Annotated in this window: 19 protein-coding genes, 1 tRNA gene and 1 pseudogene; 2 read left to right on the forward strand and 19 right to left on the reverse strand. The window is 64.6% G+C overall.

Features of this window, described 5'->3' with window-relative positions:
* The 18 genes and pseudogenes from ACESNG_RS19770 to rplS form a co-directional block, all read right to left on the reverse strand.
* The coding region (locus tag ACESNG_RS19770; RefSeq protein WP_373070512.1) for a transglycosylase SLT domain-containing protein at positions 1-1,338 on the reverse strand (1,338 nt) is incomplete at its 3' end.
* A gap of 69 nt (positions 1,339-1,407) precedes the next feature.
* Positions 1,408-1,899 carry a hypothetical protein gene (locus ACESNG_RS19775; protein ID WP_373063489.1) on the reverse strand — a complete coding sequence of 164 codons (492 nt, stop codon included), beginning with the start codon at positions 1,897-1,899 and terminating at the stop codon, positions 1,408-1,410.
* 115 nt (positions 1,900-2,014) lie between these two features.
* Entirely contained in the window at positions 2,015-2,374 is a 360-nt protein-coding gene (locus ACESNG_RS19780; protein ID WP_373063487.1) for a phosphatase PAP2 family protein, read from the reverse strand.
* A complete protein-coding gene (locus ACESNG_RS19785) occupies positions 2,375-2,530 on the reverse strand; it encodes a hypothetical protein (RefSeq protein ID WP_373070514.1) in 156 nt (51 codons plus the stop codon).
* Between the two features lie 72 nt (positions 2,531-2,602).
* Positions 2,603-3,292 carry a response regulator gene (locus tag ACESNG_RS19790; protein WP_373070516.1) on the reverse strand — a complete coding sequence of 230 codons (690 nt, stop codon included), beginning with the start codon at positions 3,290-3,292 and terminating at the stop codon, positions 2,603-2,605.
* Between the two features lie 7 nt (positions 3,293-3,299).
* A complete protein-coding gene (locus tag ACESNG_RS19795; RefSeq protein ID WP_373070518.1) occupies positions 3,300-5,288 on the reverse strand; it encodes a histidine kinase in 1,989 nt (662 codons plus the stop codon).
* 15 nt (positions 5,289-5,303) lie between these two features.
* A complete protein-coding gene (locus tag ACESNG_RS19800) occupies positions 5,304-6,953 on the reverse strand; it encodes a mechanosensitive ion channel family protein (protein WP_373063479.1) in 1,650 nt (549 codons plus the stop codon).
* A gap of 28 nt (positions 6,954-6,981) precedes the next feature.
* A tRNA-Lys gene (locus tag ACESNG_RS19805) sits at positions 6,982-7,054 on the reverse strand.
* Positions 7,055-7,138: 84 nt separating this feature from the next.
* The gene (locus tag ACESNG_RS19810; protein ID WP_373070520.1) at positions 7,139-8,089 is read right to left on the reverse strand and encodes a hypothetical protein; all 951 of its coding nucleotides are present in this window, start codon (positions 8,087-8,089) and stop codon (positions 7,139-7,141) included.
* Positions 8,086-10,065: an alpha/beta hydrolase family protein gene (locus ACESNG_RS19815; RefSeq protein WP_373070522.1), complete on the reverse strand. Its 1,980-nt coding sequence runs from the start codon at positions 10,063-10,065 to the stop codon at positions 8,086-8,088. The genes ACESNG_RS19810 and ACESNG_RS19815 overlap by 4 nt, the downstream gene beginning before the upstream one ends.
* Positions 10,066-10,134: 69 nt before the next feature.
* Positions 10,135-10,383, reverse strand: a complete 249-nt coding sequence (locus ACESNG_RS19820; protein ID WP_373070536.1) for a hypothetical protein — start codon at positions 10,381-10,383, stop codon at positions 10,135-10,137.
* A gap of 4 nt (positions 10,384-10,387) precedes the next feature.
* A pseudogene (locus ACESNG_RS19825) lies at positions 10,388-11,206 on the reverse strand (glycosyltransferase family 4 protein); the annotation flags it as partial.
* A 3-nt stretch (positions 11,207-11,209) separates the two neighbouring features.
* A complete protein-coding gene (locus ACESNG_RS19830; RefSeq protein WP_373070524.1) occupies positions 11,210-11,833 on the reverse strand; it encodes a glycosyltransferase in 624 nt (207 codons plus the stop codon).
* Positions 11,728-12,351 carry a glycosyltransferase gene (locus ACESNG_RS19835; RefSeq protein ID WP_373070526.1) on the reverse strand — a complete coding sequence of 208 codons (624 nt, stop codon included), beginning with the start codon at positions 12,349-12,351 and terminating at the stop codon, positions 11,728-11,730. The genes ACESNG_RS19830 and ACESNG_RS19835 overlap by 106 nt, the downstream gene beginning before the upstream one ends.
* Before the next feature lie 210 nt (positions 12,352-12,561).
* Positions 12,562-13,206: an OmpA family protein gene (locus tag ACESNG_RS19840; RefSeq protein ID WP_373060501.1), complete on the reverse strand. Its 645-nt coding sequence runs from the start codon at positions 13,204-13,206 to the stop codon at positions 12,562-12,564.
* Positions 13,207-13,350: 144 nt separating this feature from the next.
* Positions 13,351-14,211: an SDR family oxidoreductase gene (locus ACESNG_RS19845; RefSeq protein WP_373060503.1), complete on the reverse strand. Its 861-nt coding sequence runs from the start codon at positions 14,209-14,211 to the stop codon at positions 13,351-13,353.
* Positions 14,204-14,899: a ribonuclease HII gene (locus tag ACESNG_RS19850; RefSeq protein WP_373060505.1), complete on the reverse strand. Its 696-nt coding sequence runs from the start codon at positions 14,897-14,899 to the stop codon at positions 14,204-14,206. Before ACESNG_RS19850 ends, ACESNG_RS19845 begins: the two co-directional genes overlap by 8 nt.
* A gap of 39 nt (positions 14,900-14,938) precedes the next feature.
* Positions 14,939-15,301: a 50S ribosomal protein L19 gene (gene rplS, locus ACESNG_RS19855; RefSeq protein ID WP_373060507.1), complete on the reverse strand. Its 363-nt coding sequence runs from the start codon at positions 15,299-15,301 to the stop codon at positions 14,939-14,941.
* A gap of 343 nt (positions 15,302-15,644) precedes the next feature.
* Between rplS and ACESNG_RS19860 the strand changes: the two genes are divergently transcribed.
* Positions 15,645-17,741, forward strand: a complete 2,097-nt coding sequence (locus ACESNG_RS19860; protein ID WP_373070528.1) for a prolyl oligopeptidase family protein — start codon at positions 15,645-15,647, stop codon at positions 17,739-17,741.
* A gap of 44 nt (positions 17,742-17,785) precedes the next feature.
* Complete coding sequence (locus ACESNG_RS19865; protein WP_373060511.1) at positions 17,786-18,748, forward strand: alpha/beta hydrolase; 963 nt, start codon at positions 17,786-17,788, stop codon at positions 18,746-18,748.
* Between the two features lie 10 nt (positions 18,749-18,758).
* On the opposite strand, the gene ACESNG_RS19870 is transcribed toward ACESNG_RS19865, so the two are convergent.
* Complete coding sequence (locus tag ACESNG_RS19870; RefSeq protein ID WP_373060513.1) at positions 18,759-20,705, reverse strand: DUF885 family protein; 1,947 nt, start codon at positions 20,703-20,705, stop codon at positions 18,759-18,761.
* Positions 20,706-20,712: the final 7 nt, after the last annotated feature.

Consider the following 20,712-nt stretch of genomic DNA (forward strand, 5'->3'; position numbering starts at 1 on the left):
CACCACGTGTATGCCGCGCGAGGTCAGGGTGGTTGGCGACGAGCCTCCGTATCGTTCGATGCCGGGATCGGGGATCTCGCGGGCGAAGTCGATAGCGAGGTCGCTCGGAATCCGCAGCGACTGGCCGGGCACGAGGCGCCCATTCCTGGTCGCCTTGATGGTCGGGTTGAACCAGCGAAGCTGCTTCAGCGTCACGCCGTGCGTGTCGGCGAAGCCGGCCGGTGTGATGGTGCTGCCACTGACCGCTGCCACGCGATACCCGCGTAGTGCGTCCGGGGGGGAACTGTCGAGCGCGAGACGTGTGCGGCTGGCCAATCCTATCGGCACGCGCGCCCAGATGCTGGCGTCGGGCGGCGTGATGCCGCGGAGCACCGCCGGATTGAGATCGCGCACCTCCGCCTTCGTGGCGCCGCTGGCGGCGGCGATCTGCGCGAGGCTCGTGCCAGGGGCCACCAGCACGGAGTCGTAGCCATACAACGGCAGCGAATCGATCACGAGGCCGTAGCGCGCCGGCATCTTGGCCACAAGCGCGGCGGCGATGATCTGCGGCACGTAGTTCTTGGTCTCGGCGCGCAGATAATCCTGCTCGGCCAACGCGAAGAAACGGTCTTCGCCTTCCGCGCCGTCCATCTCACTCGCGAAGCGCGTGAGCCCGCGCGCCACGCGGCCGGGGCCGCCGTTGTACGCCGCCGCCGCCAGATAGAGCGAGCCAAACTGCTTTTGGAGATAGCCCAGGAATCGAATGGCGCCGTCGGTGGAGCGAGCCGGGTCGCGGCGCTCGTCCATCCACCAATCCACGCGCAGGCCGACATCGCGGGCCGTACTACTCATGAACTGCCACATCCCCACCGCTGCCGCTCGCGAGTACGCATGCGGATCATAGCCGCTTTCGATGAGCGCGAGATACGTGAGATCTTCCGGCATCCCGCTGGCCCGAAGCTTGGCCCGGATCATCGGCTCGTAGCGCGTCCCTCTCGACAGGCGAGCCAGGAACCGTTCCTTCGCGCTGTTCGAGAAGAGCCCGACGTAGTGCGCGACCCGATCGTGCGTCTCGTAAGACCGCACGTCGATGTCCCAGATCGGATCATCGGCCGCGCCCCGCGAGTTCACGCGATCCAGCACCGCGCTGTCGCCAAAGACGGCGACGACGGTGCTCACGACTTCATCGGATGTAGCGCGGTCGGCCGTTCTCGCCGTCGCCGCGACCGCTGTCACAGTCGGCTTGGCCGTCGCCGCGACGGGCGTCGGCGCAGTGACCAGCGCGACCGATCCTGCACGGCTGCACGCTCCGGTCGCGAGCAACAACAAGACCGGGGCGGAATGGAAAGGAAGTTTCACGCGGGGAACCTGACGAGAACCGGATCGAATGGGTGGCCGGTCGAACCCCTCGCTCCTCGTGACGTTCCGTCAGCCCTGTGACTTGTTGGCCACGGACGGCAACTGTTCGAGCAGAGGCGAAGCGAGCCGGTTCGCCGCATGCAGTGCCGCGCGCGCCGTGGACACCAATTGATCGTCCTCGACGATCGCCGCTCCAACGATACGCGTCACATCGCCGCCGTGCTGCGCGAAAACGGCCACCATCATGATGGTGGTATCGAACGCGCGCACCGGCTTCACGCCGATCAACTCGAACGTAAGCGCGCCGCCGGTCGCCTGCGTGATCGCGTGCAGCGTTGCGAGCGCCGCCAAGCGGAGATCTCCACCCGGACAAGCCGAGCCCTCCTGGCGACACACGATCCGTTGGGCCGCATCGGGTCCCTCGAACTCGACCGATACACGCGACGTGGCGACAGGGCCACGCTCGAGACGGCAGCTCAACAGCCGCAGGCGCTGGGCAGTGGCGCTGGTGCTCGGTTGCGTCGTCGTGAGGCTGCTCGCGAGCAGCTCGGGCAGGAACATGTCTGGTGGTCAGCGCGGAGGTGAGGTCGTCACCAGAGTGACGATCCACCTCAAACGCTGTCACGGCGTGCTGTGACGTGCATCGCATGTAGGACGCATCGTTTGATCCGCCCCGCTACCCCAGGATCGGATAGGCCGAGATCAGGGCGATCGCCTGCCCCATGACCACGTCGCCCGGAAAGTGCACGCCCAACATCACGCGAGAGAACCCCACCAGCAGCGCGAGGAACAGCAGCGGCACGGTCAGCGCCGGCATCGCATTGGCGAGTGCCACCGACAGCGCCATGGCCGCGCAGGCGTGCCCCGAAGGAAACGAGAAGTGATCGGGGATCAACACCAAAGCCGACGACGATTCACCAGCCATGGGTCTTGGCCGCCCGACCGACCGCTTGATGAGCTGGACCACGAGATGCGATAGCGCGAGCAAGAGGAGCGTGCGCGACCCGACCGCGAGGGATCCTCCAGACCTCGCCATCTACGTGACGGCGAGCCCGATGCTGATACGCGCACCGCCGAGGTGCGTGAGCAGGCTCCAGAATCGGCGGAGTGAGAGCGCCGTGTGCGAGGTCAGGGCAAGACGGGCGAACAACGCGCGATCTCGCGCATCGAGATGGCTCAACCAGTGGCTCATGGACAGACAGATTCGTCATCGCACGTGACGGAGCGACGACGAGACCATCAGGACACGGGGACGTAACGCCTCTCACCGTGACTCGGGCACCAAGCCGGCTTCGAGCGCTAAGCGGGTGAGCCCGGCCACGCTGTGAATCTCGAGCTTTCGCATCAGACTCTCGCGATGCGCTTCCACCGTGCGACGACTGATTCCCAGCTCGGCAGCGATGGCTTTGTTGGAGAGACCGCTCGCAACGCCAGCCAGCACATCACGCTCCCGAGGCGTGAGCTGCTCGAGTTGTAACTGCGGCGCCGATACGGGCGCGGCTTCGCTGGCCGCGAGCCGCTTCACCACGGCAGGGCTAAAGAACGTACCGCCGGCGTACACGGCGTGAATCGCCGCTCGCAATTCTTCACCGGCGGAATCCTTCAGGATATAGCCGTGCGTGCCGATGCGCATGCCTTCGCGCACGTATTCGCTCTGGTCGTGCATGCTGAGCATCAGGATGCGCGCCGACGGTAACGCGTCGCGAATACGGGCCGCTGCATGCAATCCGGTCTCTTCGGGCATCGTGATATCGAGCACGACGACATCCGGCTCGAATTGCTGGGCGAGTTCCACCGCGATACGTCCGTTGGCTGCTTCGGCCACGACTTCAATGCCCGGATCGGCATCGAGCACGTAGCGCAGCCCTTCCCGCACGAGCGCGTGATCATCGGCGATGAGCACGCGAATGCGAATGCGCGCGGACTCCTGCCCGGCTTCAGTAGGTTGCTTCACGAAAGGCTCATGAAAGAGTCACCGGAGAGGGCGCGCCGACTTCCACACGTGGTGCGCTGATTCGCACCTCGGCGCCCGTGCTACGATTGGCGATCACGACCTCGCCGCCGATCGCAAAGAGCCGCTCGCGCATGCCCGTAAGGCCCATGCGATTCTCGGCGTCGCGAATACGACCGTTGCGTCCCACCGGGAATCCGTGACCGTCGTCGCGCACGCTCAACACGAGGCCGTTGCTGTCGACGGCCACCAGCACGTCGACTTGTGTCGCCTGAGCGTGGCGCACGACATTCGAAAGCGCCTCTTGCAGCGCGCGGAAGAGCGCGAGATCGGCGTCGGGATGCAGCGGTGGAAACGTGATTGGCGCATCGAACGTGGCGCGAATCCCGCTGCGCTCGGTGAAATCGGTCACCAGAGAATGCAGCGCCGGTCGCAGCCCCAGATCATCGAGCAACGTGGGGCGCAGATCGCTCGTGACCTGCCGAATGCTGGCAATGCCGGTGTCCACCAGCGACAGCAAGCGATCAAGGCGTGGCGCGGTTCCCTCGACCAACAACGGGCGCAGTGCTTCGAGTTGCATCTTCACCGCCGAGAAGACTTGCGCCGTTTCGTCGTGGAGTTCGCGCGCGAGACGTCGGCGCTCATCCTCGTGCTGGCGTACCATGCGGGCAGAGAGTTGCTCGAGCGCTTTGGTGCGCGTCGCGAGCTGCCGGTCGAGCGCCGACTGCTCGAGCGCCGCGCCCACCTGCTGGCCAAGCGTGAGCAGGAAGTCGTCATCGAGCGCGGTGAACGGATTACGCACATCACCCGCCATTACCAACGCACCCACCAGACGCGAGCCCGTGCCGACGGGCAACGCGGCGATGAAGGGCTGCCGTCCTTCGGCCGCCACCACCTGCGGTCGCCGCGAGATGCGCATCCGGGTGAGGGCATCGAGCACCGCTTTGTCGGGGCGCGCGTTGTCCCATGACGCGCAGGTGCCGGCACCGCGCACGAATCGTCCACGGGTCGTCGGCGCAATGGAAGCCGGTGCGGAATCACCCGGTGCGGAATCACCCGGTGCCGCGTGGTCACGCATTCGGTCAGCGAAGTCGTCGTCGCGCCACGTCGTGAGCACGCCGGCCAACAGGTCCGAAGCAGGGGCGTCATCGCAGCCGTCTGCATCGAACAGATACATGGCAGTGCCGCGCACGCCGGGCAACGCGAGCGGACGCGACAACAGCGTATCGAGCGGATCGGTACTGCGGTCACGCCGTTGCAGGTCGCCCGAAAGGGCCGAGAGCGCGCGTACACCGCGACCGAGATCATCGAGCACCAACAGCACCAGACCGAAGCCGACCAGCAACTCGAAGGAAATGTCGAGATAGTAGCCCCACGGTGTCCACGCGCCCTGCGCGCGCAGGAACGGATAGTCGAGGTGATGCAGTCCCCACAGGAAGAACGAGAGCGCCAGCAGGCGTGCGCCGGTCGAACTCGCGATCCGGTGATGGCGCCAGAACACCCAGCCGGTCCACATCGTCGCACCACTCAGGAATAGCACCGCCGGTAACGCGGCCCACAGAAAATGATCGAGCTGATAGATGGCGACGTACGACCAGAGCGCCGGAAAGAGCGCCAGCAGGAGATATACCGGCCGTGCCTTGGGTTGTCGCAGGAACACGACGGCCGACCAGAGCAGCGCGAGGGCGGTCCAGCCGGTGGTGACCTGATGCCAGTACAACCAGACACGCTCGCCCGTGAGCAAAAAGCTCAGAATACAGAGCAACCGCGCGACATACACGCTCCACGCGATCGCGAACCAGCCGAACCACGGGCGTCGATAACGCACATACAAATGGGCACACAGGGCGGCGAGCCCGGTGGTGATCGCTCCCTGCAGCAGCGTCGCCGCCAGCTCGGTGGCGAGCAACGGCGGCGGCGTCCGGATCATGTCGCCCTGCGCCAACGCGAACACCAACGCGAACGCGAGCAGCGGCTGGCCGAACAGCGCGGTGATCACGAGGTGACCACGCGGCTATACATCGGTGTCCGGGGCGCTGTTGCCGATGATCGGCACCGGCCGCGTGCTGTCTTGCTGCACGTGATAGATGGTGCGCGACGGGAAGGCAAAGCTCGAACCGTTGTCATGGATCACCCGCATGAATGTGATCAGCATCTCGTGACGGATCCGCAGGAACTGTTCCCAGTTCGTGGTCAAGAACCACGACACGACGTTGATGCGAATCGCCGAGTCGGTGAAGCCTACGACGTTCACGCGCATCACATCGGCGTACACCAGCGGATGCGCGCGAAGTGCCGCTTCGAGTGCATCGCGGATCCGTTCGAGCTGCTCCGCTGTGGTCGTATAGGTGAGATCGATGTCCGTACGCAGCAGAATGCGATCGCGTTCACCGAACGTTTCGATGCGCTCATCAGCCAGACGTCCATTCGGAATACGCACCACGGTGCGATCCACGGTGCGTAAGCTCGTGGAGCGCAGTCCGATACGTTCCACGGCGCCTTCCGACGCGCCGGCCCGCACCCAGTCGCCCACGCGAAACGCGTTGTCGGCAGCCAGCGACACACTGCCGAACAAATGCTCCACGGTTTTCTGCGCCGCGAGGGCGACGGCGATACCACCGATCCCGAGACCGGCCAGCAGCGTGCCCACTGGATACCCGAACTGGGCCAGCGCAACCAGCAGCGCGATGATCGTCAGCGTGACGCGCAAAAAGTTGCCCAGCAGCGGCACCAGGGTACGCGCCTGAGTGCCCTGCCCCGTCGCCCACGCGGCATTGGCCACCCGATCCTGCGCGAGGCGGACGATACTCATCAGCACCCAGAAGATCGAAGTGAGTACGAGTCCGCGTGTGAGCGACGCGAAGAAGCCCGCCACGCGCATGTTGAGGTCGAGCCATGATATCAGTGGCCCGATCGCCAACGACGCCGCCCACAACCGGAACGGTCCGCGCAGATGTTCGAGCAGCAGATCGTCCCAGTCGGTCACGGTGCGTCGCGCGATGCGCCCGAGCAGGTTGCGTAGCAGGGCACCGAGTCCCCACGCCACCAGCAGGACAAAAGGAATCGCCAGCGCCAGACCGATCCACTGCCAGTAATAGACATTCAGCGGCCCTTCTCGGATCAGCGTGCTCGGGAGCCGCTCGCGCAGCCATGGCGCGCCCAGATTCTCGAACCATCCATCGATCAATCCAACGGTGGCCTGCGAGAACACCCACCGCACAGGTCCGCCCGACGACGTTGCAGACAGCCGCACCATACGGACCGGATCTTCGTGGCCATTGGCCGACGTGATGATGCCGATCCGCTCGCCACCCAGGTCACCATCGGCCGTATCGCCGGAGACCGCGCCCGACACCGTGCGCACGTCGATCGCCAAGCGCTGATCGAGAACGGTCTTGAGGCGTCGCGCAAGCTGTTCGGAACGACCACGCTCGGCGGGTCGCACCGACAGGTACTCAGCGGCGCTACCCCAGTCGTTGGCCTCGGCGAGACGCAAGAACGACTGCAGCGCCGCCCTGGGCGACGCCGTGGACACGGTCGATGGGGCGCTGTCGGCGCTTGAAGCCCGCGACGGGAGCCCGAACTGCGCCCCGGCTTGCTGCGGCAGGGACAGACTGACGGCGAGGAAGCCCATCGCCGCTGAAAAGAAAGTGCGAACGCGCATGCCCAAAGATACCCGGGTAACCGGCGAGTGCCCCGGGTGGGACTCGAACCCACGACCTATGGCTTAAAAGGCCACTGCTCTACCAACTGAGCTACCGGAGCGCCGACCCGCCGTGAAGCGAGCCAGAGTTGGAAGTTAACGAAATGACGCCCCATACGAACAGGGGAGCCGCGCTCAAAAGTAATTTATCGCAGCCGCACGGTGACCCGATGGCCGGCACCCTCGCGCAGCGCTTCCCACCCGTAGTCGAGCGTGAAGCGATCAATGGTAATCCCGCCACCCGCCGCGATTGGACGTTCCTCGCGCAGTTGCGGCCGGCGACCGCCCACACGACCGGTGAAAGCCACCCCCTCGATGGGCACGTAACTCAGCTCCGCGCCGCCACGGGGAAAGATCTCGCCGTCCCGTCGCACGTCGAGCTCCGCGGTGCCCGACAGGTCGAACCATTTGCCGAGGCCCTTTGGTGCAGTGGCGATGCCGAGTGCAAGCTGAGCGGGCAACGACTCGCGGCGACCGGCCACCTTCAGACGCGGACCCAGATGCTGCACGGCGACGCCCACGGTACTGTTCAGAAATTGCAGCGACTTCGACGCGCCGATGTCGAACGCGACTCCACCGGCGCGGTCCTCGCTCACGCGTTCCTCCACGTACTTGGCGCCCACGCCCCATCGTAGCTGCTTCCACGTCAGCGACGCGGCGATCGTTGCCGCGATGCTGCTGGTGCCGGCGACATTCTCGCGCGTGAGCACCTCGCTCCGCGCGGGGAATGTGCCGTACCGCGCACCCGCATCGAGTAAGTGCACGCCAACGCCGATGCCCAGCGGACCGATGGTGGAGCTGCTGGCAAACTGCCCCGCCGTAGCGCCGCTCGCGTAGCGTTCCGCGCCGAAGGCCAGCGCCGTAGCTGTGCCCACCAATGCGGGATTGCCGAACACCGCATCGACGTCGCGGAGCGCAACCTGCGCACCACCCAACGACAGCAAGCGCGCCGTAGCCGGCAATTTGAGAATGAGGGGGGCGTAGCCCTCACGTTGGTCAGAGGTCGTTGCCTGCGCCTTCGCGATGGAGGCGACCGCGCTGGTGGCCAGTGCCGTGACCAGCACCGTCACACGTAGGGAGCGGGTTGCACGGCTCATCGCGCCGCTCCGATCGTCTGTGCGGTGAACTCGGGACGCATGTTGGAGAAACCCATGTTGTCGAGGATGATCGTGCCAGCGATGCTGCGATCGAATCGCCACTGCACCCGCGTGATGCGGGCGGGATCGAAGCCGGGCGTCGCGCGCGCAAAATCGGCCAGTGGGATCGCATACGTCTGCAGTACAATTTCGTACACGTTGGCGAAGCGCTGCTTGTCGCGACCGGCACGTCGATACACATACGATTCGAGCGGACGGCGGACCACACCATACGCCGACAGCGGAAGCGAGGCAGAGCGGCCGCTGGCGTCGGTCACTACAATCGAGAGATCGATCGGCAGCGTATCCGGTTTTACATCCTTGGGCGACGCCTTCTTCGATGCCGCTTTCTTCGCCGCCTTCGTGAGTGAGTCTGCCTTCTTCGTGGTGTCGCGCGGCGCCGCACGCGGCCCGGGCTTGGCATCGGTCGGCGACAGCGAGAACACCAGCGACGATGCGGCCCCCACATTCCACGACGCGCGCAGCGAATCGCTGACCTGCATCGCAAACGACGCCGGTGTGCCCATCTTGAGGGTATCGCTACCGGCGATGCGGTTGTTCCAGCCGATGGTTACCGCGTTGTGCGCCTGCGTCGTGGCACGCGCCCGAAACGGTACCGGTGACTCCTTCCACACGGACAGCGAGTCGCTGGAAAGCACGACGCCCGGCACCGACCCCGAGGTCACGTCCACATCTTCCTCGAAGTCGGCAGCGGTGTGGAATCCGCTCTCCTGGAAACGCGTGGTGTACATCGTTTTCGGCAACCACTGTCCGACCACCCGATGATCACGAAACATCGGCAGGTACTCGCGTTTGTCGCGCAAGGTGGCCTCGAGAAAAGCCGAGATGTAGACCTCGGCGAACTTCCGCTGATCGGCCTGCGAGATGAGCCCGCGGGTATCGAGTGACCGGGCGCTGCGCGGCCCGCCATCGAGACTGCCCCACGTCGTATTCCACTGTCCGTGGTTGGCGCGGTACACCAACATTGCCGACTTGAACCACGGCTTCCCGTCGGTAAAGCGGATGCGCTCGTACTGCGCCAGCCCGTTGAAGATGGACACGTCGCCGTCGTGCGACCCGTGAATCAATAAATAGTTGTAGTTGGAAACCGGCGTCGGCTTGTCGGCGGGGCGGTACTGCCCATCCACCGGTGCGATCGCAACGAGCGACTTGATGTCGAAGTTGAAATCGAACTTCACCGTGGCATCGTCTGGATAGTACGGCAGCCGATTGAACGCACCGGCGACAGTAACGGCTTCGCCACCGCGCGAGTGTCCCATGAGCGCGATGTTGTGCATGTCGACCTTGCCCTGCAGCGGCGAACCGGTGCTGTCGTTGAAGCGCTTCCACGACTGCAAGTGTTTCAACAACATCCAACCGCGCGCGTCGTTCTCACCGCGGATGTTGCCGTTCAAAAAGTTCTCGTCGACCGACGCCACGATGAAGCCGCGCGAGGCAAGCAGCTCACCGAGGTACTGGTAGCCCGGATCGGAGAACTGTTTCATGTCGTGATTGCCGTGCACTACGAGCACCAGCGGAAAGGAGCCCGGGGCGTCGGGATACCACACGCGACCATTCACCGGCAGTTTGGTGAAGTCGAAGCCCCAATACTTCTTGCGAATCTGCGCCTGCCTGGGATCCGGTGCCGACGCAAACTTGGCACCGTTCACGACGGCCGTCTTCAGCGTGACCGAGTCGCGATAGATCGCGCGCTGCTTGTCGGTGCCACTGCCGTAGTACAGCGTCTTCACCGCGAAGCTGCCCTTCTGCGACGGGTTGGGCGCCGCCAGCAGTTGCCGGGACAACACGCTGTCCGAATCGTCGTGCGCCAGTTTGAGCGGAGCCACGCAGGCCCCTGCGAAGAGCGTTCCAGCGAGCGTCATCGCGAGCGAGCGCGCACAGGCGGCGCGCCGCCCTTCTGTTGTCCAACGTCGCATGATGGCCGAGAAGAGGTGAGAAATGCCGAACGGACCGGCACCACGCTTTATGTACTTCGGCGCGGTGGCCTAGCGCAACGACAGCGGTGCTGGAACGCGATGCAGCTGTAAGTAGTCCCTCAAGAGTGTATCCCAGACAACGTCCCACGATTCCGGCGCCGCAAACGCACGCGCGCGGATGGCCGCGTCGCGCACGCGCGCGCGGTCGTCCACAAGCGCCACAATCAGGCTGGCGAACGCCGCCGCGTCGCCAGCCGGCACCAGCCGGCACCAGCCAGCCGCCTCCAGACGGCAACTGCTCGCGGGTCGGGCCCACATCGGCGCCGATCACCGGTAATCCGGACGCCATAGCCTCGAGCATCACGTTGCCGAAGATATCGGTCACACTCGGGAAGCGAAACACGTCGCCGACCACCAGCCATCGCACCGTCCCCGATCTCGTACGCTCAACAATCTCCAGCGCATCGAGCGCCACATCCAATCCTTTCTCCGCCGCCAACCGTCCTACGTACGACAGCACCAACGTGTCATTGGTTTGCACGAGCTGTTCACGAAGGGCTGGCGAGCGATGCCGCGGCGAAAAGCGTTCGCGATCCACGCCGCGCGACCAGACCGCCGTGCGCTCGAACCCCTGCGCGTTGACCTCGTCGACGATGGACTGTGTCGGGCAGTACGTGCGGAGTCCTCCATTATGAAACCAGCGCATGAAATGCCAGCCGAGACGCGCCAGCATCCCCAATCGGTAGTGCTCGGCGTACGCCACGAAACTCGTGTGATACGACGACACGAACGGAATGCCGAGCGCCAAGGCCGCCCGACGCCCGGCGAGGCCCATACCGAACTCCGTCGCGGCATGCACGATAGTGGGCGCAAAGGCCTCGAGCTCCGCCTGTACGCGGCCCCCTGACGGCCAGGACAACCGGAGTTGTGGATATGCCCAGAACGCACCGCTGCGAAAGCGCTCGACGGTGGGGTGATCCTGTTCCTCAGGGTCGGAGGGTGCGAACACGCGCACCGAGCCACCCCGCGCCTCTACTGCGGCTACCAGGCGCTCCAAGGTCCGTGCGACGCCGTTGACCTGCGGCGCGTAGGTATCGGTGAAGAGCGCGAGGCGAAGCCCTTCGGCGTGCATCGTGTGCATCAGTCAGGTTTTACGTACGGTGCAATACACCGCGAACAACCGCTCGAACACCGTATCCCATGCGTGCTCGGCCACCGCATAAGTGCGCCCGCGGGCACCGAGTGCCCCAAAATCCTGCGCAAAGAGTCGCACGGCTTCCTCGGTGACCGACGCCGCCTGGTGCCGCTGGTATATCCGACCGGCCCCGCTGCCCTCGACAGGTTCGACCACCGCCCCCTCATTCACGCTCAGGATTGGGGTGCCGCTCGCCAACGCCTCGCTCGCTGAGAGTCCGAACGTCTCGATCGGGCCGGCGGCGACATACACGTCGATCGACGCCAGCAAATCGGCCAACGCTTCGCGATGCTTGACGAACGGGACGAACGTGACGCGGTGACCGTACGGGTGCGCTCGAAGCGCCGCTTCCATCGGAACCGCGCCTACCAAAGCCAGTCGCGCCCCACAGCGTCGCTCGACTTCGCGCCAGCCGTCGAGCACCACATACAATTCCTTTTCACGGGCGAAGCGCCCGACGAAGGCGGTCAGTGGTGCGTTCGGGAGACCGAAGCGCGCCCGTGTGTCCGTGACCCACTCGCGCCGACCTGGTGTGAAGCACTCGACATCCACGCCAAGCGGCACCTTCGCCACGCGATCGGTTCCCACGCGTGCCAGCTCTTTCGCGGTATAGTCCGACGCGACGATCGTGAGGGCGAACAGGCGATCGAGCCGACGCAGATACGCCGACGACCCGCGATATAGGAGGCGTTGAAGCGGGTTCCCGGTGCCTCATCGCGCGCGAACATTCGTGGGACGTTCGTGTGCGAAAAGTAGACCAAGGGCACGTCCGATGCGCCGGTCGCCCGCTTCACGATCCACGGGACGATGAACGGGCTGCCGATCTCAATGACGTCGGGGCGCTCGTGTTTTACGATGCGGGTGCCCGTGCGGGTCGCCAGCATGAACCGGTACGGCCGCTGGCCCGGGATACGTGGACCGGTGAGCCGATACAGTCGCACACCGTCGGCGTCGGTGATTCGGTCGCGCAAACCCGGTACCACTACCGTGTGCTGCAGCCACGGTCGCGACGCGACGTAGTTCGCTTTCTCCAGCAGGTAGGTGCGAATGCCGCCGCTCGTTTCACCGAACCACTCGGTAACACCGAGCACGCCCAGCCCCGCGTCGGCGCGCGGATGGAGCGGAAGGGGGATGCGAGCTATCGACTGCGGCGGACCGGACATGCTCTCTGCCGTGAGTCGATCGGACAACGCCTGCGCAGTTTCTTTCAGCAATGCGGACCCCCTTGGTACGAACGCGAAGATGGCCGGCGCTCCGAGAAGAGCCGGCCATCGCGTACCGCTGCACCCACGTCAGTCGAATCAGTTCATGCCCGACAGCGCGGCCACCGTAGCGGCACCGGCCGGGGTCTCGATGACGAAGGTCACGCGACGATTGAGCTCGGCTCCGTTCTCAGTCCCCTGTGCGCCGGGACGAACCAGACGCGTCTTGCCATAACCTACCGTGCGCAACGCCGAACCATCGAGGCCCTTGGTCACGAGGTAGTCACGAACGGCGTCGGCCCGCTCGCGCGAGAGACGGAGATTGTAGTCGGCCGATCCGGCAGGATCCGCAAAGCCTTCGATCGTGATCGTAGAGCCCTTGTAGTGCTGATTCGCGACCTGCGCAAACTTCTCCAGCGCGGCGTGATCGTCCTGACGCACCGACGCATCGTCGAACGCAAAGTGCACGGGCATCGCGAATTTGACCTGACCTTCCATAGCGGTGATCTTGGTGCCGAACTCGGTGCGCATCGTGGTGAGGTCGTTGCGCATTGCGTTAAGATCGGTGCGCAAGCCAGTCACATCCGTACGCAGTGCGTCATCGCCCGCCATGCGCTCAGTCCTCTCGGTGCCCAGCGCCACGCGCTGTTCCTCGAGACCCTTACGCACAAAGCCCTTCGTGGCACACGCACCCAACGTGCTCGCCGCCAATACAACCATGGCTACGTACTTGACCTGTCGCATGAATTCTCCTTTTCCTGTCGTGTGGTAGAGCTCGAGTGTCGACGTACATCCGTCGGGCTCGCGAGACATGCTCTATGCATAACGCGAACCACGAAACCAAGCTCGCGCAGTCACACGACTTTCGCTGTGCCGCATGTCACACGTTCAGGCAGGTGCTTTTGCCAGCCACTCGCCGCCATCGATCACGAAGATCGATCCGGTGATCCAGTCACCAGCCGGCGAGGCGAGAAAGGCCACCATGTTCGCGATGTCGCGTGGTGATCCCCATCGACCGAGTGGAATTCCCTTCTTCGCATAGGCCGCCATGCGTGCATCAGCGGCGGCGAACACGTCAGGTACGCCGCTATCGGCGGGTGGCGTGAATGCCTTGCGCACTCCTTCGGTGGGAATCGGTCCGGGTGCAATCGCATTCACGCGAATGCGCTGCGGGGCCCACTCCACGGCTAGCGTGCGCGTCAGCGCATCGACACCGGCTTTGGCGGCGGTGGCGTGCGCCATCATGGGCCATCCGCGATAGTGCAGCGTCATGGATGTGCTCACGATGCGACCGCCGCCCTGCGCGGCCATGATGGGATACACAGCCTGAGAGCAGTAGAACGTGCCGTAGAGATCGATCTCCACCACACTCTTCCACGCATTCGGCGACAACGTAGCGCTCGGCGCGTAGAAGTTGCCGGCCGCGTTGTTCACGAGCACGTCGATACGCCCCAGCGTCTGCGCGATGCCATCGACGACCGCTTTCACCTGCTCCGGGTCGCGCACATCGAGCTGCACGGCCGTGACCTTTCCGCCACGCGACTCGATATCGGCGCGGGCCGCTTCGAGGGTGGCCAGTTTGCGACTCGCCATCACGACATGCGCGCCAAGCTCCGCGAGCAACTGCGAGATGCCCAAACCGATTCCGGTGCCGCCGCCGGTGACGAGGGCCACCTGTCCATCCAGTAGTCCGGGGCGGAAGATCGAATCGTTGGCCGTCAGATCGGATCCACCAGTCGCGTCATTCATGCACTCGCTCCGTGAGAAGAAATTCGGAAGGGGTATCGAAATCATCGGTAACTACCGTCTCGAGCAGAGGGGCAACCTGTCTGTCGAGGCAGAAGCTGCGACGATGATGTGGTGTGAGACCACGTTCGTCGAGGGCCGCACGGTGTACGACGGTGCCGTATCCGCTGTTCCGCTCCCACGCGTAGCCCTCGTAGCGTTCGGCGAGGGCATGCATGAGTCGGTCGCGTGTGACCTTGGCGACGATCGACGCGCACGCGATAGCGTAGCACTTGGCGTCGCCCTTTACCACCGCCGTGTGCACAAGCCCAAGCGTACGCAGCGGGTTGCCATCCACCAGCACGTGATGCGGTGTGCAGCCCAGCCGGTCGGGGACGCGGGCGAGCGCGCGCCGCATCGCGAGGACCGTGGCGTGATAAATGTTGATGCGATCGATCTCGCGCGCACTGGCAGCGCCCAACGAGACCACGAGGGCCTGCTCGCGGATGCGGGCGGCCAGGGTGACGCGAGTGGCCGCGGTCAGCTTCTTGGAATCGTCCACGCCCGCGATGGCGCGGCGGCCGGGCGGCATGACGATGGCGCATGCGACAACGGGGCCCGCAAGCGGGCCCCGTCCGACTTCATCCACACCCACCAGGAGTGGTCCGTGTTGCGCACGCAGGGTGCGCTCGATCGGGGTCCACCGGGCCACGAGCGTCGGCTTCCTGGTGAGTCGTGAAACGCGTTCGTCTTACGCGCCCCGGGGTGCGCGCACGACCTTACGCTCCTTGATACGCGCAGCCTTACCCGTCACATCGCGAAGATAGTACAGCTTCGCACGGCGCACCGCGCCACGGCGAACCACGACGATCTCGGCAACCATCGGGCTGTGGATCGGGAAGATACGCTCGACGCCGACACCGTTCGAAATCTTGCGCACGGTGAACGTCTCGCTGACACCACCGCCGCGACGCGCGATGCAGACGCCTTCGAACGCCTGCACGCGTTCCTTGTCGCCTTCCTTCACGCGCACGTTGACACGCACGGTATCACCCGGGCGAAACGGCGTTATGGCCTTCATCCACTCTTTCTGCGTTTCGATAAACGGATGCATAGTTCTCCCCGGGGCCAAACCGCGCCCGGTTCAGGTGCTGCAGATCCGGCGGTACGACGTCGATCTGCCTGAAGCCGAAGCCCGTGCAGCGAACGACACCAACACCAACGGTGCGAGAGGCCATGACGCGGAATGGGAGCGATGTCTCCCGATCCGGAACCGACGTGGCATCGCCGCCCGGTATATTCCGGGGAGCTGAAACAGTCTTGAAAGACCGGTAAAACACTAGAGCTTTGGAAGATACCCAAAGAATTGCCGCTGGCGCTAGTGCGCCGCCTGCCGATAGAGTTGGGCAGACGCCCCGACCGGCCCAGCGCCTGTTTAAACCTGTGCCACCTCTCTCGTGACCTCTCCGCTCGAGCCCGACAGCAAGACCACGCCGCTGACCTATCCCGACACGCGGAAGGTCGACCAGCTGGATGACTACCATGGCACGCTCGTCCCCGACCCATTCCGATGGCTGGAGGACGACACCTCGGCGGAAACCAAAGAGTGGGTCGAGGCCCAGAATCGCGTCACTTTCGGGTATCTCGACCGAATTCCGTACCGCGACACCCTGCGGGCCCGGCTCACCGAGCTGGTGAACTATCCGCGTTACTCGGCCCCGGTCGTGAAGAAACAGTGGCACCTCTTCACCAGGAACGACGGGCTCCAGAATCAGGCGGTCTACTACATCCAGGAAGGGGCCGCCGGCACTCCGATGGTTCTAATCGACCCCAACACCCTCTCCGCCGACGGCACGACCCGCGCGGCCGGGCTGACGTTCAACAAAGCTGGCACGCGGATCGCCTACATGCTCAGCCAGGCCGGGTCCGACTGGCAGCAGATCCGCGTGCTCGACGTTGCCACACACGAAAACCTGCCCGATGTCGTCGACTGGGTAAAGGTGTCCGGGATCGCCTGGCACGGCGACGGCTTCTTCTACAGTCGCTATCCCGAGCCGGCAAACACCGACGCCGCCTTCTCCTCCATGAATGAGGACCATCAGGTCTTCTACCACACGCTCGGCACGCCGCAGACGTCCGACCGTCTGGTGTACCGGGATAGCGTCAACGCGCAGCGCTTCCACACGGTCGGTACCACGGAAGACGAGCGATTTGCCGTGCTCTCGGTGAGCGATCGCGGTCAGGGCAAGGACGGCAACGCGCTGCACGTCATGGACCTCACCGCACCGAACGGTGCATTCACGTCGCTGTGGACGACGTTCGATGACCAGATGGACGTGCTCGACAACGTGGGCGATCAATTGCTGGTGCTCACGAATCGACACGCACCGAACCAGCGCGTGGTGCGTATCGATCCGTCGTCACCCGACGAGGCGAACTGGGTCACGGTCATCGCGGAACGCAGCGAACCGGTGAGTGGCATGTCCACCACCGGTGGCCGTCTCTTCGCGACGTATCTCGCGGACGTGACCACCCGCGCGTACGTGTACACGCTCGATGGCGTGCTGGAGCGCGAGATCGCGCTACCCGGCATCGGTACGGCCGGTGGATTCGACGGCGAGCACGATGCCACGTCGGTGTTCTACAGCTTCACGTCGTTCACGGCGCCCGTGACGGTGTACCAGTATGACATTGCATCGGGGCACAGCACGCAGTTCCGCGAGGTGACGCTGCCGTTCGACCCCAGCCAGTTCGAGACGAGACAAGTGTTCGTCACGAGCAAGGACGGCACACGAGTGCCCGCGTTCATCGTGGCCGGAAAAGGCCTCGTGCTGGACGGCGCCAATCCCACGATGCTGTACGCGTACGGCGGATTCAACGTGTCGCTGCCGCCCAACTTCAGCGCCACGCGCGTGGCGTTCCACGAGCAGCGTGGCGTCTACGTGCACGCGAACTTGCGCGGCGGCAACGAGTACGGCGAGGCGTGGCACCAGGCCGGCATGAAGGAGAAGAAGCAGAATGTCTTCGACGACTTCGTGGCCGTGGCCGAGTGGTTGTTCGCGCATGGGTACACGTGCAGCGCGAAGCTGGCGATCGCCGGCGGCTCGAACGGCGGTTTACTGGTCGGCGCGATCATGACGCAGCGTCCGACCTTGGCGCGCGTGGCGTTGCCCGCGGTTGGCGTGATGGACATGCTGCGCTTTCACAAGTTCACGATCGGCTGGAACTGGATTGCCGACTACGGGTCGAGCGAGGACGCCGAGGGATTCAGATATCTCTCCGCGTACTCACCGTTGCACACTTTGCAGGACGGCACGGCCTATCCGGCCACACTCATCACCACCGCCGACCACGACGATCGCGTGGTACCGGCGCACTCGTTCAAGTTCGCCGCGCGATTGCAGGAAGCACATCGCGGTCCGAACCCGGTCCTCATTCGTATCGAGACGCAGTCGGGGCACGGCAGTTCGTCACTCACGAAGCAGATCGCTGAAATGGCCGACGAGTACGCCTTCATTTTCGAGAATCTCGGTGTCACGCCGGAGTCGCTCTGACCGCAGCCCGCATTGCCGCGCTCGCGCTGCTCGCGACGGGCGCCGTGCTCGGCGTCGGACTCGGCACCGGCGCGCCCACGCTTGCACGGAACGCGCGCTTCGAAACGAGAACGAGCGAAGTCATACCGATCGTGGGCAACAACACCGTAGCCCGAACGTTCGACCTGCCGGACAGTGTCGCCGTGTACGGCACGCAGTACTTCCTGCCGTCGCGTGGCACGATCATCATGTTGCATGGCCTCGGCGCGCACGACGCCATCGCCATCCAGACGGGCGACTCGTTACGACGCGTTACCGGCATGAACATCCTCTTTCTCGACCTTCGTGGGAACGGGCGGTCGGGAGGCGCACGTGGTCGTATCCGGCACGACGCGCAGTATACCGACGATCTCACAGGCGTTGTGCGTGAATTGAAGCGTGCGAATCCATCGGGTCCGGTGCTGCTGGTCGGTGTACGACAAGGTGCCGGCACGGTGTTGGCCTTCGCCGCCCGCGCGCGCGAGCCGGAGCAGCCGCGTGTGCAGGGTATCGCACTGCTGGATCCGATCCTGACCCTCGATGCGCTACAGGCCGCGGGCACACAGGATGGCGTTGCCTTTACGTGGCACACCCGACGATTGCGTACCCAACAGCTGCTGAACGCCGCGGGACTGCACTTCGCCGACCGGCTTCCGGTGGCGTATCAGCGCGCGCGGCAGTTCGACGGACCAATCGCGCGCAACTTCAGCTGGCGGGCGATACGGACATTGCTACCGAACGATCCTTGGGCCATCGCCAACGACACCCCCTTGCCCGTGCTGCTGATCAACCGCCAGTCGTTTGCCGCTGCCTTGCTACGACGCACAGACCAACACGAGGTGGAGCCTGTGCCGGCCGATGCGTCGCCGTATTCGCCAATCACCTGGCGTATTCTCGAGCGATGGACGGCGCAGTTCTCGGCCGACGCCGTGGTCCCCAACATTATTCTTCCTTACGTGCCGATTCCGCTGAGCGATACGACGCGTTGACTACCACGTCTCACTTCAACGGAAATGGTCTCGGCGGCGGCAGGTCATCGGCGAAGCGCCACGGGGCCGCGCCCTCGCGCGTGAGCTTCTGGTTGGCCAACCGTGCGCGCACCATCGCGATCGGCATAGGCCCTCCCTGCAGCACTGCGTCGTGAAACGCGCGGTCGGTCATCTTCTTCGACATCACGAGTTCCTTGTACAGCGCGCGTAGCTGCAAGCCGCCCAGCATGTATGCCGCCTGATAGATCGGCGAGTACGAACCGTTGAACGACCGACGCACTTCACCCTCGGCGTTCGCGCGCTCGAATGGCACCTTGTCCACCACGTACTCGATCGCCTGTTCCGGCGTCATCCTGCCCAAGTGGAAGCTGAGCGAGAACACGATGCGCGCGCTGCGGTGCATACGCCACGCAAGGGCACCGAGGCGGTCTTCCGGTGTGACGTGAAAATCGTGGTCCCACAGGAACATCTCCCAGTACAACGACTGTCCTTCGTTCCAGAACGGCGTGGAGAACAGGCGACGGTGCGCATTGTAACGCGCCGACATGAACCCCTGCAGGTGATGACCGGGATTGAGCTCGTGAAACACGACCGCGCGGGAGAAGTGCGGATTGTTGCCGCGCAGACTCATCAGCTTCTCTTCATCGGTCATGTCCGCAGTGGGATATGACACGAGAATGAGATCACCACCCAGGAAGAACGGCGACACGCGCTGGCGCTCCGGGGCCATCATTTCCATGCGCCAGTCTTCCCGGGCCAGCGCGGGGATCGTGACCCAGTCGTGCTTCGCGAAGAAGGCGTCGGCCTCGTTCGCGAGATCGCGAATGAGATCCGGCTGTTTGCCGGGTTCGACGTACATGTTCTTCACCTTCTCCATCGCGGCTTTCCAGTCGTCGCCCAATCCCATCTCGCGCGCCGCCTTCCTGGCTTCAGCCAGGCTGAAGGCGTACTCCTTCTCGGCGATCGCGATCAGCTCGTCGGCCGTATACGGAATCATTGCGTTCCGCAAATCGGCTGCGAGTCCCACAGCGCCGATCGGATCACCGATGATCGGCTCGTTGGCCGCCGCCGCATTGCGCGGTGCCTGTGCCGGACCGCCCTGCGCTCCACCGCCGACAGCGACAACCGGCGCCGGCTGAATACCCACAACGCGTGTGCGGATAGTCGTGGCGTAGCGACGTATGGCCTCGTCGAGCTTCTGATACGGATTGGCGGCCCACCACGAGAAGAGCGGATCGTACCCGTTGTAGTAGCGATACCACACGCCCACGGTGTTGCGAATCTGATCGAGCTGATCAGCCGCGCGGTTACCCACGGTGCGCGACACTTTCGGAGCCGGCGCGCGCGGCAGCCGCGGAGCACTATTGGCGCTGTCACCAGCGGCGCGAGGCGGGGCGGGTTCGAGCAAGGCACGCAAGCTGTCCACCATCCTGGTGACATCGGCGAGCGTGCGGGCCGACGCCTGCCCATCGATGGTTTTGAGGTCCCGACGCTCGTCCTGCAGCGCCAGCACGCGATCAGCGAACGGGAGTAGCGGCAGCATTTCGGTGCGCTGTATCTCCTCACGATCCATCAGCTCGAGCTGATACTGCAGATGATTCCCGAGCAACGCGTAGTCGGCCTTTCCTTCTTGTGACAGCTTGTCGAACGCGAGCTCGCCCAAGCGCGTGCGCCACGACGTGTAGAAGGCGCGGGTGCGCGTGCGCTGCGCCGGTGAATCGGGCGCATCGTACCGGCGCTGGAGCACTTGCTGATCGGAAGCAAAGCGTGAGATCACATCGGCCAGCTCGCTCGTGCGCGCCGCCACGAGCGCGCTCAGGGCGGGCACACTCGCTGCCGGATCGGTCGGGAAGTTTTGCCGCGTGGTGGTCTTCACGCCACCCGGCTGCGCCGACAGCCCGAGGGGAGTTGCGAACAACGCCGTAGCGGTCAACACGGTATGCAACGAACGAATCACAACGAGC

It is taken from the genome of Gemmatimonas sp. (assembly GCF_041689975.1).
GTDB lineage: Bacteria > Gemmatimonadota > Gemmatimonadetes > Gemmatimonadales > Gemmatimonadaceae > Gemmatimonas.

Coding starts and splice junctions, on each gene's coding strand:
- ACESNG_RS19845 (WP_373060503.1), bottom strand. CDS start 14,211: ATGAATGACGCGACTGGTGGATCCGATCTGACGGCCAACGATTCGATC.
- ACESNG_RS19775 (WP_373063489.1), bottom strand. CDS start 1,899: ATGTTCCTGCCCGAGCTGCTCGCGAGCAGCCTCACGACGACGCAACCG.
- ACESNG_RS19780 (WP_373063487.1), bottom strand. CDS start 2,374: ATGGCGAGGTCTGGAGGATCCCTCGCGGTCGGGTCGCGCACGCTCCTC.
- rplS (WP_373060507.1), bottom strand. CDS start 15,301: ATGCATCCGTTTATCGAAACGCAGAAAGAGTGGATGAAGGCCATAACG.
- ACESNG_RS19815 (WP_373070522.1), bottom strand. CDS start 10,065: ATGCGACGTTGGACAACAGAAGGGCGGCGCGCCGCCTGTGCGCGCTCG.
- ACESNG_RS19800 (WP_373063479.1), bottom strand. CDS start 6,953: ATGCGCGTTCGCACTTTCTTTTCAGCGGCGATGGGCTTCCTCGCCGTC.
- ACESNG_RS19820 (WP_373070536.1), bottom strand. CDS start 10,383: ATGTGGGCCCGACCCGCGAGCAGTTGCCGTCTGGAGGCGGCTGGCTGG.
- ACESNG_RS19840 (WP_373060501.1), bottom strand. CDS start 13,206: ATGCGACAGGTCAAGTACGTAGCCATGGTTGTATTGGCGGCGAGCACG.
- ACESNG_RS19785 (WP_373070514.1), bottom strand. CDS start 2,530: ATGAGCCACTGGTTGAGCCATCTCGATGCGCGAGATCGCGCGTTGTTC.
- ACESNG_RS19810 (WP_373070520.1), bottom strand. CDS start 8,089: ATGAGCCGTGCAACCCGCTCCCTACGTGTGACGGTGCTGGTCACGGCA.